Raw genomic sequence first — 16942 nt, forward strand, 5'->3', positions numbered from 1 at the left:
AGCTTCAGCCCACCTCGCGCACCGGGGGCTCGTCCCCACCCTCCGAGCCGTCCTCCTCGGGGCTCGCGGGCGCGGGCTCGTCCTGGAACGCGCTGGGCAGCAGGTTGAAGGGCAGCACCTTGGCCAGGGCCACCAGCAGCAACAGCCCTCCTGGCGCCGCGAAGATGGCGAGCGCCGGAATCGCCTTGGCCACGTCGATCAACTGCGCCCGCATGCGCTGGCGCTCCTCGGCGGTGAGCGGCTGCCTCCGCGCCGCCTTGGTGAGCAGGTGGTACAGCTCGCCCGTCTCCCGGACCTCCTGCATGAGCCGGTGGAAGTTGCGCTCCATCGTGTCCTGCATGCTCGACACGAGGTCCTCTCCCATCACGTCGGCCGCGGAGGACACGGTGAAGACATCCACCACCGAGCGGTTCTTCGCGTAGAACTCGGCGACCTCCAGCTCCAGTTGGTGCACGGTGCTCTCGGGCACCCGGAGCGCCAGGGCCAGCCGCTCGATGAAGGCGCGCTCGCCCCGGGAGCGCCGGCCGTCCACCAGCGAGGCCAGCAGCGTCTGCTCCAGGATGAAACGCCGCAGGTCCACGCTGCGCACGTCCTTCACCGCCGTCTTCAGGGGGTGGCGGCGCTCGAAGGACTCCCTCACGGCGGCACGCAGCTCGCCCTCCAGCGCGTGCGGAAGTCCCAGGTCCTCCACCTGGCGGAGGATGGCGCGACGCGCCGAGTAGGTGGGTGGCCGATCCACGCACGCCAGGCCCGTGAGCACCTCCACGAGCAGCGCCTTCTGCCGGGCGGCGAAGTCGATCCGGCGCCGGGCCATCTCCCGGTTCAACCCCTGGCGGGCGAAGTAGTCGAGCGCCTGCCTACCGAACATGTGCGCGTCCGCGTAGAGCGCCCCATTGTGGAGGACGAGCCCGTAGGCCGGATCTCCCGACAGCGACAGGGCGCGGCGCTCCAGCGCGTCCTCCACCCTGCTCCACAGCCGCCGGGGCACCTCGTGCCCCTGGCGCAGCTTCTCCTCGAGGGCCTGGGCCTCGTCCAGCTGTCCGGTGAGGATGGCGAAGAGGAGCAGGAGCTGCTCGCGGCGGGGGCCCGCGGGCGTACCGGCCAGGGAGGCGATATCCAGGGCCATGCGCGCCAGGGTGCGCACCACCGCGCGGAAGAGCAGCTCCTCGGGAGCCCCCTCGGCGGGCAGGCCGCCCACCCCGTCCGCCGGAGTGCCGTACAGCAGACCGCTGGCACGCAGCATCCGGCGCAGGTACGCGCGGGCCCGGGCACGCCCAGAGAGGGACTCGGGGAGCTCCAGAGGCACGAGGAGCCCCGGCGCGCGCCCATGGGCCGCGACCGACTCCTCGAGCAACGAGGAGAGCCATCCCGCCTTGCCTAAGTGCATGGGAGCTCCACCCCAGGTGACACCCCGGGCAGCGGGCAGGGAATAACCTACTTCGCCGCCCCGGCGCCACCGGTGCCCCCCGGAGACAGGGAGGAGAGGCCGGAGCGAGGGCCCCGCCACCGGTGCCCCCCGGTGCCCGGTGGGCCGCTTGTTCAGCGGGCGAACACTCGTCCCGAGGCAAATCTGGTGGCCCTGCACGGCGAGGTGGACAGCCCCACCGGCGAGGGCGTACGGGTCGCGAGGTATACGCTAGGCTGCTCCGCCCGTGGACCATCGCTTCCAGGTCAACCTCAGGGGGGTCATCGACCTCCTGTCCCACCACCTCTACAGCACGCCTGGCGTGTTCGTGCGCGAGCTGTTGCAGAACGCCACCGACGCCATCCGCGCCCGGCAGCACCTGGAGCCCGCCCACCGGGGCTCGGTGCGGGTGGAGCTCATCGAGAAGCAGGATGGTGGGCCGCCCACCCTGCTCTTCAGCGACGACGGCGTGGGGCTGACGGAGGAGGAGCTGCACCGCTTCCTGGCCACCATCGGCGAGAGCTCCAAGCGCGAGACGCTGGAGGCCCGCCGCAACGACTTCATCGGCCAGTTCGGCATCGGCCTGCTCTCCTGCTTCATGGTGTGCGATGAGCTGCTGGTGGTGACTCGCTCGGCCCGGGGGGATGGCGGCACCATGGAGTGGCGGGGCCGGCATGACGGCACCTACTCCGTGCGGCCGTCCGAGCACCCGCTGGAGCGGCCGGGCACCCAGGTCTTCCTCGTCGCCCGGGCGGATGCCGCCGAGTACTTCACCCCGGAGCGGGTGCGCCAGCTCGCGGTCCATTATGGGGGGCTGCTGCCCTTCCCCATCCACCTCGGCGTGGACGGCCGCGTCGAGCACCTCAACCCGGACCTCCCGCCCTGGCGCCGCCAGTACGCGAGCGCGGCGGAGCGTCGCGCGGCGCTGCTGGCCTACGGGCGCGAGGTGTTCGGCGTGGAGTTCGTGGACTGCATCCCCCTGCGCGCGGAGGCGGGCCAGGTGGAGGGCGTGGCCTTCGTCCTGCCCTTCTCGCCGCACTTCAACGCCCGGCAGAAGCACCGCGTGTACCTCAAGGACATGCTGCTGTCCGAGAGCGCGGAGAACCTGCTCCCCGAGTGGGCCTTCTTCGTGCGCTGCGTGGTGAATGCCCAGGGCCTGCGCCCCACCGCCAGCCGCGAGTCCTTCTACGAGGACGCCACGCTGGCGCGTGCCCGCGAGTCGCTCGGTCAGTCGCTGCGTCAGTACCTGGTGGACCTGGCCACGCACGAGCCCCGCACCCTGCAGCGCCTCATCGCCCTGCACGGCCTGTCGGTGAAGGCGCTCGCGCTGGACGACGATGACTTCTACCGGCTCATCATCCACTGGCTGCCCTTCGAGACGACGCTGGGGATGATGACGCTCGAGCACTACCGCCAGTCATTCCCCACGGTGCGCTACGTCACCCACCTGGATGCCTTCCGGCAGGTGGCACGCGTGGCGGCGGCCCAGGGGCTGTGCATCATCAATGGCGCCTACACGCACGACACCGCGCTGCTGGAGAAGCTGCCGCGCGTGTTGCCGGACACCCAGGTGGAGCTCTTCTCCGCGGCGCAGCTGCCCCAGCGCTTCGAGGAGCTGACGCCGGAGGAGCGCGACGCGGTGGCCCGGCTCCGGCAGGTGGCCGAGGAGGCCCTGGAGCCCTTCCGCTGCGAGGTGACCCTCAAGAAGTTCCTCCCCCCCGAGGTGCCCACGCTCTACGGGGACGTGGACGATGGGGCCTTCCGGCGCGACGCGGAGCGCGCCCGCGAGGAGACGGACGAGCTGTACGCCGCCATGCTGGAAGGAGCGCTGGCGGAGTCCCGGGAGGAGGAGCGGCCGCAGCTGTGCTTCAACTTCCTCAACCCGGTGGTGCGCCGGCTGGCCCGGGTGAAGGACGACGCGCAGCTCAAGCTGTCCGTGGAGATGCTGTACGTGCAGGCGCTGCTGCTGGGGCATCGCCCGCTCAACGCGCGGGAGATGGCGCTGCTGAACCGGGGGCTGCTCGGCCTCATCGCGGCGCGCCTGGACGAGGACGAAGGCTCAGGGGGAGTACATTGACGGAGCTGGACTGGCGCGAGCAGGTCGGCAAGCTGCTCGGGCGCGCGGAGAGGCTGGAGCCGGGCGAGGCCAAGGTGATGGCCCTGGAGGAGGCCGCGCGGCTGGCGGACGCGCACGGTGACGTGCCGCTCGCCTTCGAGGTGCGCGACGCCCTCATCGACGCGGCCACCTTCGGAGGCTTTCCGGACCGGGCGCTGGTGGCCTTCGCATGGTGCCGCGGACAGCAGCAGCGGGACCCGGAGCGTTTCTCCCCCGAGCCCCTGCTGTGGAAGCAGAAGTGGGTGGTGGGCCGGCTCGACGAGTTCCCCCACATCAGCCGCAAGCAGATAGAGGGCGCGCTGGATGATGTGGAGCAGTGCTTCGCAAAGGCGGGCGCGGGACGGCGGGCGGTGCTGAAGCTGCGCTACCAGGCCGCTCGGGACATGGGCGATGACGCGGCGGCCGAGTCCTTCTGGGCCCAGTGGGTGAAGGAGCCGCGCGACCACCTCACCGACTGCCGCGCGTGCGAGCTGGACGATGAGTTGGACCACCACATCGACCGGGGCGAATACGCCGTGGCGCTGGAGAAGGCCCGGCCCCTGCTGGAAGGGCGCAGCACGTGCGCCGAGGTGCCCCACCTGACGCTGGGCAGCGTGCTCTACCCGCTCTTCAAGTTGGGACGGCTGGAGCAGGCGCGGGACAGTCACCTGCGCGGGTATGAGCTGGTTCAGCGCAACCGTGAGTTCCTCGCCACCCTCGGCGAGCACCTGGAGTTCCTGGCGCTCACGGGCAACGTGGAGCGCGGGCTGAAGCTCTTCGCGCGCCACGTGGGGTGGGCGCTGGAGCACTCGAGCCACCGCGACCGCTTCACCTTCTATACGGCCTCGCTCGCGCTGATGGAGCAGGCCCTGGCGGAGGGGCACGAGCGCGTGACGCTCTCGCTGCCTCGCACCTTCACGTTTTACTCGCCAGGGGAGGAGTACGAGACGCGAACGCTTCGCGGCTGGCTGGCCTCCCAGGCCGAGGGCATCGCCGCGAAGTTCGACGCTCGCAATGGGACGGACCGCTTCCACAAGCTGCTCGCCCGCGCCAGACAGCTGGGCACGGAAGTCGTGCCCTTCCCCATCGAGGCCCCCATCCTCCCCTCTCCCTCCGGGAGAGGGACGGGGTGAGGGTAGCGGGAACCTCGGATTGAACCCGTGAACCCCTCTTGAGGTCACGGGTTGGAGCACCGTGACGGGTACCCTCACCCTGACCCTCTCCCGGAGGGAGAGGGGATTGTTGTTGAGCTCACGGCCGCTTGTCGGGGCTCTCCGTCTTGGACGGATCTCGCTCCACCACGGGGCCGAGGATCTCGTCGATGCGCCGCATCATGTCCGCGCTCAACTTCACCCCCGCCGCCTTCACGTTCTCCTTCACCTGCTCGGGCCGTGACGCGCCGATGATCGCCGAGGACACATTCGGGTTCTGTAGCACCCATGCCACCGCCAGCTGCGCCAGCGACAGGCCCACCCCGTCCGCCACCGGCTTGAGCTGCTGCACCCGCGTCAGCACGTCATCCGACATGAAGCGCCGGACGAAGCGCGAACCCTTCTCGTCCGTCGCCCGGCTGCCCTCCGGCGGCTTCTGTCCCGGCTTGTATTTGCCCGTCAGCACCCCCTGCGCGATCGGTGACCAGACGATCTGCCCCACCCCCAGCTCCTTCGAGGTCGGTACCACCTCCGCCTCGATGACCCGCCACAGCATCGAGTACTGCGGCTGACTGGAGATGAGCTGGAAGCCCAGCTGCCTCGCCAGCTTCACGCCCTCGCGGAGCTGCTCCGCCGTCCACTCGGACACGCCGATGTAGAGCGCCTTGCCCTGCCGCACCACGTCGGCGAAGGCCTGCATCGTCTCCTCGAGCGGCGTCTCGACGTCGTACCGGTGCGCCTGGTACAGGTCCACGTAGTCCGTCTTCAGCCGCCGCAGCGAGCCGTTGATGGACTCCAGGATGTGCTTGCGCGACAGGCCCCGATCATTCGGTCCGGGACCCGTGGGCCAGTACACCTTGGTGAAGAGCTCCAGACCCTCGCGCCGCTGGCCCTCCAGGGCCCGGCCGAGCACCTCCTCCGCGCGCGTCCCCGCGTAGACATCCGCGGTGTCGAAGGTGGTGATGCCCTCGTCGAGCGCGGCACGGACGCAAGCGAGCGCCGCCGCCTCCTCGACCTGGGAGCCATGGGTCAGCCAGTTCCCGTAGGAAATCTCGCTGACCATGAGACCACTGCTACCGAGATGTCGGAAGTTCATCCGCGCGACTTAACCCGCGCCACGGCGCCGACACCACCGCGACCCCGTCAGCCTTCCGCCAGTGGACGGGCTGGAAGCGAGACGGTGAACACAGTCCCGTCACCCGGCACGCTGCGCACCGCGATCTCCCCCCCGAGCCGCCGCACGATGTTGCGACTGATGGACAGTCCCAGTCCCGTCCCCGTCGAGCCCTTCGTGGTGAAGAAGGGTTGGAAGAGCCGGGGCAGGAGCTCCGAGGGGATTCCAGGCCCCGTGTCGCTGACCTCGATGACGGCCAGGTCCGCCTCGCGCCGGGTGGTGACGCGGATCTCCCCGCGCCTGCCCGCCCCCTCCGCGATCGCCTGCGCCGCGTTGACGAGCAGGTTGACGAAGACCTGGGAGACCGGCCCCGGGCTGCCCCGCACCAGGAGTCCCTCGGCCAGCTGGGCCTGGACGTCCGCCCGCTGCGTCGTCTCGATGCGCGCGATGCGCAGCGCCGAGCGGATGGCCTCGTTGAGATCGAACCACCCCCCGTCCTCGTCATCCGTGCGCGCCAGCGAGCGCATGTCCCGCACGATGTCGCTGATCCGGTGGGCGCCCTCGCGCGCGTCCAGCACCGCCTGCTCCAGCTCGTCCAGGTCCACCTGGGCCCCCCGGCGCAGCGCCGCCAGCTGGTCCCGGATGAAGCCGAGGTTGCTGAGCACGTAGGCCGCCGGGTTGTTGATCTCATGCCCGATCCCCGCCGCCACCTGCCCCAGGGTCGCCAACCGTTCGGATGCCGCGAGCTGGCACGCCAGGCGCCCGTTCTCCAGCGCCAGCACGATATGGCTGGAGAGCACCGCCGTGCGATCCAGGTCCTTCTTGCCGAACATGCGCGCGCTCTCCCTGCGCAGCAGGCCCAGCACCCCGAGCACCCGCTCGCCCACCGCCAGGGGATAGAGGATGAGTGATGCCCCCATCCCCAGCCCCAGCTCCCGGTTGGGGCCGAGCCGCCGATCCTCCAGGCCCGGAGCCACGAGCGCCGGGGTCCGATCGATGGACAGCGCTTGCACGACCTTCTCCCCCAGCTCGCGCAGCAGGTAGCCCTCGGCCTCGGAGGCCACGCCCCGCTCGTGCGCCACCTGCAACCGCCCCTGCACATCCAGCATCAGCAGCACCACCGCGTCCGCGGCCAGCAGCGACTGGCTCCCCTCCACGATGGCCTGGGGAAGCCGCTCCAGCTCGTTCGTCGAGAAGAAGGCCTGGCTGGCCCGCACCAGATCCGTCGAGACGTTGAGCCGGTAGCGGTCGAGCGCGCGCGCCACGCACGAATACATCTCGTGGATGTCGAACGGCTTGCGGATGAGATCGAACGCACCGGCCCTCATGCATTCGATCGCGGTCTCCACCTCGGCATAGCCGGTGGCGACGATGACCTCGGTGGCCGGCAGGGCCTGCTTCACCTCGTGCAGCAGCTCGAGCCCGCTCATGAAGGGCATCCGCACGTCGGTGATGACCAGGCCGGGTGAACACTCGCGCAGCACGCGCAGGGCCGCCTTGCCGTCGGACGCCTCGCTGATGGCGTACCCCTCCTGCTCCAGCTGGTACCGGAGGAGCAGGCGCATATCCCGTTCATCGTCCACGACGAGGATCTGCTCAGGCATGGGGGAGCTCCGGGTCGGCGAGGGGGTGAGGACGGCGGGGGTTCCGTTGGAAGGGCGCGGGTTCACGCGGAGACCTCCGTGTGGTGCACCAGCGCCGCGGGGAGCCACAGACGCACCGTGGTCCCGGCGCCGAGCACCGTCTCCACGTCGATGTGGCCTCCGTGCGACTCGATGATGCTGCGGGTGATGGACAGGCCCAGGCCCGTCCCCTGCCCGACCGGCTTGGTGGTGAAGAAGGGATCGAAGATGCGCTGGAGCACGTCCGGGGCAATCCCCCTCCCGGTGTCCCTCACCGCCAGCTCCACCCCGTCACGCCCCGGCGAGACGCGCGCCTCGATGGACACGCGGCCCCCCGGCGGCGTCGCATCCAGCCCGTTGCCCACCACGTTCAACAGCGCGGACTCGAGCTCCGCCACACGGCCCTCCAGCTCGGGCAGGCTCGCTGGCGAGGAGACGATCCCCAGACTCACCTCGCCGTGCCGGGCCTGCCCCATGGCCAGCTCACACACACGCTCCAGCAGGGGTCCCACCTCGATGCGCTCGCGCGCCGGGCTGCTCCTGCGGGAGTAGTCCAGGAGCGTCCGCACCAGCTGGGCGCAGCGCTGCGTCTGCTTCTCGATGGACAGCAGCGCCATGCGCGATGCCTCGTCCTGGGAGGGCTTCCTCAACAGCCCCTGCGCGAATCCGAGGATGATGCCGAGCGGGTTGTTGAGCTCGTGCGAGAGGCCCGCCACCAGCGTGCCCACCGCCGCCATCTTCTCCGACTGCACCAGCGACTCGCGCAGCCGCGTGTACTCGCGCAAATCTCTCACGATGCAGACATGTCCCTGCACCTGCCCCATCGCGTCGAGGATGCGCGACAAGGTGACCTGCACCGGAATCGTGCCCGCCTTCGCCGTGACGAGCGACAGCTCCACCTCCACCGGTTCGTTGTCACTGGCGCGGGCGAGGAGCGCGGAGAACAGCTCGCGCTCCTCCTCGGGAACCACCCTTTCCAGGAAGGGCGCCCCCAGCATTTCCAGCCGTGGCCACCCGAAGAGCTTCTCCGCCGCTGAGTTCCAGACGTGGATCCACCCCTCCCCGCCCACCATGATGATGGCATTGGGAGACGTGGAGGTGATCTGCGCCAGCAGGGAGAGATGGTCGCGCGAGCGCTCCAGCTCGACGGTGTGCTCCTCGAGCTGCTCGAGCATCAGGTTGAAGGTGCCCGCGATGGCGTCCAGCTCGTCCCGCGATTGGCCCGGGATGCGCTGGCTCAGGTCCCCACTGTCGATGATGCGCCGCATGGTGGCCTGAAGCCGTTGCAGCGGGCGCAGCATGAGCCGGGCGCGCCAGATGAGCAGCAGCGCCAGCAGGAGGACCAGCACCCTGCCGCCGCTGCTGGACACGGTGGCCATCAAGCAGCCCACCAGGACCACGTCGATCAGGATGAAGACGAGGACATGCTTGCCCTGGAAGCGCCGGAGGACGTTCACGGAGTCGCCTCACGGCTCGGCCACCCGGGCGTCTTCTCCTGTGCCACGGCCACGCCGCACAGCAGCGCGAGGCCGAGCTCTCCTGGCACCCGTCGTTCCATGACCGCCCCCGGAAATCCCGTCAGCTCAGGATATACGAGCCCGGGTCGGAGGCGAGACCCACCCTGAAATCGTCACGGGTGCCGGGGGACCGCGCCCGGCACCCCAGAGGGTAGGTTTTACTCTCAGCGCTTGAGATTGCGGAACGGGTTGTTGAAGGGCTCGGCCGAGGGCTTCTGCGGGGCCGGAGCCTTTCCGCCCGCCTGCTTTCCCGCTGGGGGGCGCGGCGACCCACCCGCCGGGCGGGCCTCGCTCCCCGAGGAGCGTGGGGCCCCAACGGAGGGGGCGGCCGGGGAGCCCTCGGTGACGGCGCGCACGGACAGCGCGAGTCGCTTGCGCGCCAGGTCCACGCTCAGCACCTTCACGGTCAGCCGATCACCCACCTTCACCACCTCGCCCGGGTCCTTCACGAAGCGGGTGGAGAGCTGGGACACGTGGACGAGCCCGTCCTGGTGTACCCCCACGTCGACGAAGGCCCCGAAGGCGGTGACGTTGGTGACGACGCCCTGGAGCACCATCCCCTCCTTCACGTCCTCCAGCTTCTGCAGATCCTCCCGGTAGGAGGGCGCGGTGAAGTCGCCACGCGGGTCGCGGCTGGGCTTCTCCAGCTCGGCGAGGATGTCCTTGAGCGTCATCTCTCCCAGGTCCGGCCCCAGGTAGCGCTTCGGGTCGATCTTCCGCACCAGCGCGCTGTTGCCCACCAGCTGCTTCACGTCGACGCCCAGGTCCTTCGCCATGCGCTCCACGACGCCGTAGCGCTCGGGGTGCACGGCGCTGGCGTCGAGCGGCTCGGGGCCGTGCACGCGCAGGAAGCCCGCCGCCTGCTCGAACGTCTTCGGGCCCAGCCCACTGACCTTCAGGATTTCACGACGCGTGGTGAAGCGGCCCTTGGACGCGCGGTGCGAGACGATCTTCTTGGCCAGCGTGGGGCCGATGCCGGACACGTGCTCCAGCAGCTGCGGCGACGCGGTGTTGACGTCCACGCCCACCGCGTTGACGCACGAGTCCACCACCTCGCCCAGCTTCTTCTTGAGCAGGCCCTGGTCCACGTCGTGCTGGTACTGGCCCACGCCGATGCTCTTGGGGTCGATCTTCACCAGCTCGGCCAGCGGGTCCTGCAGCCGGCGGCCGATGGACACGGCGCCGCGCAGCGACACGTCCAGGTCGGGGAACTCCTCGCGGGCCACCTCGGAGGCCGAGTAGATGGAGGCGCCCTGCTCGCTCACGGACACCACGGGCACCTGCGAGCCGAGCGCCTTGAGCACCTCGCGCACGAAGGTCTCCGCCTCGCGGCTGCCAGTGCCGTTGCCCACGGCGATCAGCTCGGGCTTGTGCTTGAGGATGATGGCCCCGCACTGCTTGGCGGCGGCGGCGCGCTCGCTCCCGCTCTTCTCCGTATAGAGCGTGGCGGTGTCCACCAGCTTGCCGGTGCCGTCGAGCATGGCGGCCTTGACGCCGGTGCGCAGGCCGGGGTCCAGCGCCAGCACGGGACGGCCTCCCGCGGGCGCGCTGAGCAGCAGGTGGCGCAGGTTCTGGCCGAAGACGACGATGGCCTCCCGGTCCGCGCGCTCCTTGAGCTCGTTGCGCAGCTCGGACTCCAGCGAGGGGCCCATGAGCCGATCCCACGAGTCCTCCACGGCGGCGCGCAGCTCGGGGGCGAACGGGGACTGGGGCTTCGTCACGACGCGCGAGGCGAGCGTGCCCTTCACCTCGTCATCCGGGAGGGCCAGCTGGATGCGCAGCACCTCCTCGGACTCGCCGCGCAGCAGCGCGAGGATGCGGTGCGAGGGCGCCTTGGACAGGTCCTCCTCGTGGTCGGCGTAGTTGTCGAACTTGGTGGCCTCGTCCTTCTTCTTCGCGACGACGGCCGAGCGCAGGCGGCCCTTCTGCACGCACAGCTCCCGGGCCGAGCGGCGCAGGCCCGCGTCCTCGGCGACGCGCTCGGCGCAGATGTCGCGCGCCCCGGCGAGCGCGGTCTCCAGGTCCGGCACTTCCTTGTCCGGATTGACGAACGAGCGCGCGCGGGCTGAGACGTCGTCCTTCTTCCCCGCCTCCTGCTTCCAGAGCAGATCGGCGAGCGGCTCCAGGCCACGCTCGCGGGCGATGGCGGCGCGGGTGCGGCGCTTGGGCTTGTAGGGGAGGTAGAGGTCCTCCAGCTCGGTGCGCGTCTTCGCGCGCTGGAGCGCCTGGGCCAGCTCCGGGGTGAGCTTCCCCTGCCCCTCGATGGTGCGGAGGATGGTCTCCCGGCGTGAATCGAGCTCGGCGCGCTCGGTGGCACGGTCCAGGATGGTCTGGATCTGCACCTCGTCGAGGCCGCCGGTGGCCTCCTTGCGGTAGCGGGCGATGAAGGGGACGGTCGCCCCCTCCTCACTCAGGGCCAGGGTCCGGTCCACCTGCTCGGGCTTGAGCCCCAGTTCCTTCGACAGCTCGACGGCGTAGGCGTGCATGGCGACACACACCCTACACCACCCCACACAAGATTGCGAGTGGGTGGAAGGGGGGCCAGCGGCAGCCTGTCCGCCGGCCCCCGGAGGTTCACGGCTTGTCCGAGGGCACCTCGCCCGTCAGTACGCAGATCTTCACGTCCGGGTCGCACTTCACCGGGAAGACGGGGTTGATGCCCGAGCCGCGGTTGCGGCCCGCCGCCGGGTTCGGCTTCGGGTCGCACTTCGTCTCATCGGGCTGGCCGTTGGTGGCACACGACACCACGGGCCAGATGCCCTTCACCGTGTAGTCGGCGGTGCAGCCATTCTCGGTGTAGCGCAGCTCCGCGGTGAACTGCGTGCCCGGAATGCCCGGCGTGTTGTAGATGCGCAGGTTGGACCACTCGTAGACGAGGCTGAGCGGCGCCTTGCTGATGCCGCTGTAGCGCGACTCCAGACGCGCCGTGCCGAGCGAGGGCACCTCGCAGAAGTTGTCCGACCCCGGAGCGTCCGTGGTCAGCTCGCCCACGGAGTTCGGCTGTCTGGGCGCGTCCGGATCCACCTGGGTGTCCTTGTGCGCCAGCTCGTCGCCCATGCGCTGGGTGCGAATGGCCACCGTGTCCCGGGCACTGGGGTCCTCGCTGAAGTACTTCTCCAGGCCCACCACCGCCGGCTTGAGCTGGGCGCACGCCTGGCTCGTGTCCTGCCCAGGCTTGGGCGTGTAGACGGTGATGAACGACCCCTTGGCCACCACGCACTGCGGATCCTGCTGATAGGCACCACAGGCGCCCAGGGTGAAGGCGGACAGCACCGCGCCCGTGCTCAATCCAATCGATCGAAGATTCATGGAGTCTCTCCCGGGTGCGAGCACTAGAAGCTCAGCTTCACGCCGAAGCGGATGGACCGAGGCGTCTGGTACGCGATCGGCTTCTTGAAGTTGGGGTTGACCTCGCTCGGCGTGATGGCCGTGGGGTTGTCCAGCGGCGAGGAGCTCACGTAGACGCGGCACCTGCCGCCATCGTCCCGGCAGCCCTCCACGTCGTCCGGCGAGCCACCATTCTCGATGGGGTGCACCTGGGTGAAGGTGAAGGTCTGATCCACGGCCGTCACCTGCTGGAAGTTGAAGACGTTGAACGCGTCCAGGGTGAGGCTGAGCATGTAGTCGCCGGACAGCTTCCGGTTGAGGCCCAGGTGCGCGTCCACGTTGTGCACCCAGGGCAGCCGGCCCGCGCTGCCACGCGGCAGGATGAACGTCTCCGAGCCGCTGCGCCGCGGGTGATAGCCCAGGTAGTTGAGCGGCGCGCCCGAGCGGGCCCGGTAGCCGCCACCCACGTTGATGCTCATCTGCTTGCCGAGCTGGAACTCCCTGGCGCCAAAGGCCTTGAAGGAGTGCGTGCGGTCGCCGGGCAGCGGGCCGTCGCGGTTGACGGTGAGCGACAGCAGGTCGAAGTCGCGCGTCAGGTTGGGGGAGATCTGACCGGTGTCCGCCCGGAACAGACCCGAGTAGTTGCCGCGCAGCGACGACCACGTGTAGCTGACCTGGGCCAGCCACTGATTGGAGAAGGCCTTGTTGTAGTAGAGGCTCACCGCGTCGTAGTCGCGGCGCGCTTCCGGGAAGTCCTCCGAGTAGCCCTTGCCCGGGTTGCCCAGGAAGAAGGTGGTGCCGTCGTCGCGGCTCATGTCCTCGATGACGTCGTTGAGGTAGCGCCGCGTGTACGACAGGCCCACGCGCCCGAGCAGCAGCTCGTATTCGCCGCCCACGACGAACTCATCGCTGGACTGGGCGCGGATCTTCGGATCCACCGGCACGCGATCACCGCCCTCGGAGATCCACCGCTGGCTGGAGCTCGAGGGGCTGCCGCTGACCTGCTGATTGCCAGCGCTGTTGCAGTCCCCACCGGGCGCGAGATCCGCGGCATCCCTGGGGTCGCACCGGGGCGAGTTGTAGAAGGTCGACAGGAGCTGCTGCTGGGGGAACGACAGGTCCGCCATGTCGAGCGGGACGTTCTCGTAGAAGCGCGCGTAGTTGGCGTAGAGCTTGGAGCGCCCCTGCTGGGTGAAGTCGTAGATGACGCCGACGCGGGGCGACCACTGGTTGGGCAGGTGCAGGCCCACCTTGCCGTCCAGGCCCCAGATGGTCTGCGCGTCGTAACGCACGCCCGCGTTGACCGACACCTTGTCGAGAATGGACCAGCTGTCCTGGACGAAGCCGCCGACCGTCAGCGAGGTGGAGGTGCCCGCCTTGCTGGCCAGGAACACGGGCTGGTCCGGCGCCTCGAGGTAGCCGTACTGGGTGCGGCTCTCGAAGCACGTGCCACTGGTGCACTCGCGCCAGGGAGTCAGACCGGTGCGCGCACGGTCGTTGAAGAAGCTGGCGCCCTCGGCGTCGAAGCCGGCCTTGATGACGTGGTGGCCGAGCGCCTCGAGCAGATAGGTGCCCAACACCTTGCCCTGATAGCGGTCCAGCTTCGAGACGCTGATGGTGCCGGGTCCGCCCGTCGTGTACGAGGTGACCGGGCAGCGGGTGGCGCTCACCCCCGCGGGCAGCCCCTCGGGAGAATCACAGACGGAAGGGTCCGGGAGCTGCTCGTACTCGGTGATGCTGTGCCAGTCGCGCGTCGTCGTCCCGCTGTTCGCCACGCTGCGCGAGCGCCGCCACGTCACGTTGGGCGTCGCGGAGAGTCCGTACCCGCTGGAGAGCCCCGAGCCATCCGAGGGAAGGATGGAGGCATCCTGGTGGTGCCAACCGACCGTTGCATCGAGCAGCAGCGTCTTGTTGAAGAAGGAGGAGGTCTGCTTGGCCACCACGTCCAGCGCGCCGCTCGTGCGGCGGGTGGCGATGGAGTCATAGGCGCCCTGGACGTACGCGGTGCAGGACAGCCCGCTGCACACCTCCGGCGCCCCGTCGCGGCTGAAGGAGTAGCGGCCCGCTCCACCCGAGCGGGTCGGCGTGCCATACACCGACAGAGACAAGGTGTGGTCCGGGTTGAAGAGGTAGGTGAGCTTGCCGATGTACTGGACGGTCCGCTCGTCCGCGAAGCGCGCCGTCCGCGTGCCCTCGATGGGCGTGGCGACCTGCAGGGTGGTGGCCGGGTCCTTGCGCGGCTCGCCGATCCGATCGCAGCCGTTCGCCTTGTCCACCGCGGTGCAGATGTCCAGGGTGCTGAGCTGACGCTCCACCAGGATGCGGGTGAACGAGGGGGCCACGCCCGCGTAGAACCACAGCTTGTCCTTCACGATGGGGCCACCCAGCTCGAAGCCGAAGTCTCCCTGGTTCCAGGGTGTCCCCTGGGCGGAGATGACGCTGCCCGCCTGAGCAATCTCGGGGGCCCCCGTCTGCAGGAAGCCCGGGGCCACGTTGCCGAAGAGCGAGCCGTGGAACTCGTTGGAGCCGGACTTGGTCACCACGTTCATCACGCCGCCCGTGGAGCGACCGTACTCGGGCATGTAGCCACCCGTGATGATGTTGACCTCCTTGACGAACTCCACCGAGAGCGGCGTGCCGATGGTGCCCACCGCCGGGTCATTCACCGACAGGCCATCCACCACGAACTGGTTCTCGGGCGACGTGCCGCCACTGATGCTCACGCCGTACTGGTCGTCCTGCGCGCCGGGGGCCATCTCGGCCAGGGACTCGAAGGAGCGCGCCGCCGAGCCCTTCGAGCCCGGGCGGCTCACCGCCAGGTTGCGCAGCAGGTTGGAGTCCACGCTCATGCCCGACGCGCTCGAGCCCACGTCGATGGTGGGCGCGGTGGCCGTGACGACCACCTCCTCACTCAGGCCCTCCTCCGGCAGCAACTCCACGTTGAAGCGGATGGTGCGGTCGATGAGCAGCTGGATGCCGTCGCGCGAATAGGGACGGAACCCCTCGTGCTCCACCCGGAGGGTGTAGAGGCCCGGCGGCAGCTGGGGAATGCGGTACAGGCCGCTGGCGTCCGTGAGCACGGTCTGCTCGCCCTGGAGGCTGGGGGAAGTGGCCGTCACCACCGCGTCCTGCAGCGGCTTCTTGTCGGCGGTGTTGACGATCTTTCCGGTGATGACCGCGGTGCCCTGGGCCCAGGCGCTGGCCCCGAACAGCAACAGCAGGACACACAAGCCGCGAGCGAGTCGAACGTGTGAAAGCAAAGGTGACGCCCCCTCCTAGGAAGTCAGGTCTACCTTTGCCACATTTTCGTCAAAGTTGGGAAATCAATACCCGTAGCGGATGATTCGCTCCACCCGGTAATTCCCGGCGGGCTCCACCGGCCGCAGCAACATCAGCTCCGCGGGCTGCTCCACCCGCAGTGTGAGGGCGCTCCGGGGTGGCAGGGGCAGCACGTCCCCTTCCTTCACGCCCCCGGGAGGGAGCGGCACCACCGTGAGCCCGGTGCCATCCACGAGCTCCACGGCGCCGTACACGCGCAGGTCCCCCAGTTCCTCGATGGTGCCCGTGAGCACCACGGAGCGTGAGCCCTCCCGGTCGCGCACCGCCAGGGTCGCCGCCACGCCGACATCCGCGAGGAATGCAGCCCCCGCCTCGCCGAAGACATGAGCGCCCCGGATGACGAGGTGCAGCAGGCCCTTGCTCTCATTGAAGGGGATGGACTCGTAGCGCGCGACGTCCGCGTGCTCCACCGCTCCGCTCGCCAGCGCCTCCAGGGCGGTCACCAGGGCCACGAAGTTGAGCCGGAGCAGCGGCACATCCGGCTCGGCCGAGGGCCATGGGCCGGTCTCGATGAGCACGGTGGGCGTGCCCCAGCGCACCAGGTTGTCGCCGAAGGCGCGGGTCTCGAAGGAGTCGTCGTAGCGGCCGATCTGCCCGGGGGCGAGCGGCTCCAGGGCGTCCCGGATGACGGCGCACACCTTCTTGGCGAGCACCCGCCCCGGGTTGTCCCCGCGCGCCACGTCGAAGGGCGGAGCCAGCAGCGAGATGGAGGCGGGCCGGCCCGTGCCGCCCACCGCCGTGCGCCAGCTCTGGTTGTGCAGGTTGAAGCCGAGCGACGGCTGGAGCCGGTCCCTCACCGCCTTGAGCGTCCGCCCCTCGGGGGTCTGGAGCGCCAGCGCGTCCCGGTTGATGTCGATGCCCTGCGCGTTGCGCCGCTGGAAGCGCTCGGCGCCATCCGGGTTGAGCATCGGCAGGGCGTGCAGGGTGAGCGCGGAGAGCAGCCGCGCCACCCGGGGGTGCTCGCGGTGGCGGCGCACGTACTCGAAGAGGTCGAGGAGCGCCGTCGTGGCGGTGGGCTCGTCCCCATGCATCTGGGACCAGAGGAGGATGTGCCGGGGGCCGCCGCCGAACCGGACGAGGTTGAGCGAACGCCCCTCCACCGAGCGGCCGACCTCCTCGAGGTGGAACAGGTCCGGCGCCAACTCGTGGAGTCGCCGCAGCCGAGCCTCCACGAGGGCGTGGCGGACGAGAGCGGGGGGAGGCAGGTCCTGGGGATGGATCTCGGACCAGAGGTCGGAGAGCTCGCGGGGAGCGGCGGGGGCGGACGGGGTCATGAGCCTGGCCGGCAGGATGCCACGTTTGCCGAACCGCCGGTTCCCCCTGGTATCTTCCCGCCGCCTCGCGAACACCGCGCCGGGTGTCACCTCTCCAG

Annotated in this window: 10 protein-coding genes; 2 read left to right on the top strand and 8 right to left on the bottom strand. The window is 69.8% G+C overall.

The window, feature by feature from the left end; translation table 11 throughout:
• Positions 1–4 precede the first annotated feature (4 nt).
• Positions 5–1387 (bottom strand): LETM1 domain-containing protein, encoded by a 1383-nt coding sequence (locus JRI60_RS40830; protein WP_204221420.1) that lies wholly within the window; start codon positions 1385–1387, stop codon positions 5–7.
• Positions 1388–1652: 265 nt separating this feature from the next.
• Between JRI60_RS40830 and JRI60_RS40835 the strand changes: the two genes are divergently transcribed.
• Together JRI60_RS40835 and JRI60_RS40840 are read left to right on the top strand one after the other, a co-directional pair.
• Positions 1653–3482: an HSP90 family protein gene (locus JRI60_RS40835; RefSeq protein WP_204221421.1), complete on the top strand. Its 1830-nt coding sequence runs from the start codon at positions 1653–1655 to the stop codon at positions 3480–3482.
• Positions 3479–4633: a hypothetical protein gene (locus JRI60_RS40840; protein WP_204221422.1), complete on the top strand. Its 1155-nt coding sequence runs from the start codon at positions 3479–3481 to the stop codon at positions 4631–4633. The genes JRI60_RS40835 and JRI60_RS40840 overlap by 4 nt, the downstream gene beginning before the upstream one ends.
• A 118-nt stretch (positions 4634–4751) precedes the next feature.
• On the opposite strand, the gene JRI60_RS40845 is transcribed toward JRI60_RS40840, so the two are convergent.
• The 7 genes from JRI60_RS40845 to JRI60_RS40875 all read right to left on the bottom strand — a co-directional run bounded on the left by JRI60_RS40845 (position 4752) and on the right by JRI60_RS40875 (position 16844).
• Positions 4752–5747, bottom strand: coding sequence for an aldo/keto reductase family protein (locus JRI60_RS40845; protein ID WP_204221424.1), 996 nt, complete (start codon positions 5745–5747; stop codon positions 4752–4754).
• Between the two features lie 47 nt (positions 5748–5794).
• Positions 5795–7369 (bottom strand): hybrid sensor histidine kinase/response regulator, encoded by a 1575-nt coding sequence (locus JRI60_RS40850; RefSeq protein ID WP_204221426.1) that lies wholly within the window; start codon positions 7367–7369, stop codon positions 5795–5797.
• Positions 7370–7431: 62 nt separating this feature from the next.
• Positions 7432–8844: a sensor histidine kinase gene (locus tag JRI60_RS40855; protein ID WP_204221427.1), complete on the bottom strand. Its 1413-nt coding sequence runs from the start codon at positions 8842–8844 to the stop codon at positions 7432–7434.
• 224 nt (positions 8845–9068) lie between these two features.
• The gene (locus JRI60_RS40860; protein ID WP_204221429.1) at positions 9069–11390 is read right to left on the bottom strand and encodes a Tex family protein; all 2322 of its coding nucleotides are present in this window, start codon (positions 11388–11390) and stop codon (positions 9069–9071) included.
• Between the two features lie 88 nt (positions 11391–11478).
• Positions 11479–12213: a hypothetical protein gene (locus tag JRI60_RS40865; RefSeq protein ID WP_204221431.1), complete on the bottom strand. Its 735-nt coding sequence runs from the start codon at positions 12211–12213 to the stop codon at positions 11479–11481.
• Positions 12214–12236: 23 nt separating this feature from the next.
• Positions 12237–15491, bottom strand: coding sequence for a TonB-dependent receptor (locus JRI60_RS40870; protein ID WP_204221433.1), 3255 nt, complete (start codon positions 15489–15491; stop codon positions 12237–12239).
• A gap of 63 nt (positions 15492–15554) precedes the next feature.
• Positions 15555–16844: a M14 family metallopeptidase gene (locus JRI60_RS40875; RefSeq protein WP_204221435.1), complete on the bottom strand. Its 1290-nt coding sequence runs from the start codon at positions 16842–16844 to the stop codon at positions 15555–15557.
• Between the last annotated feature and the right edge of the window lie 98 nt (positions 16845–16942).

The organism is Archangium violaceum (assembly GCF_016887565.1).
GTDB lineage: Bacteria > Myxococcota > Myxococcia > Myxococcales > Myxococcaceae > Archangium > Archangium violaceum_B.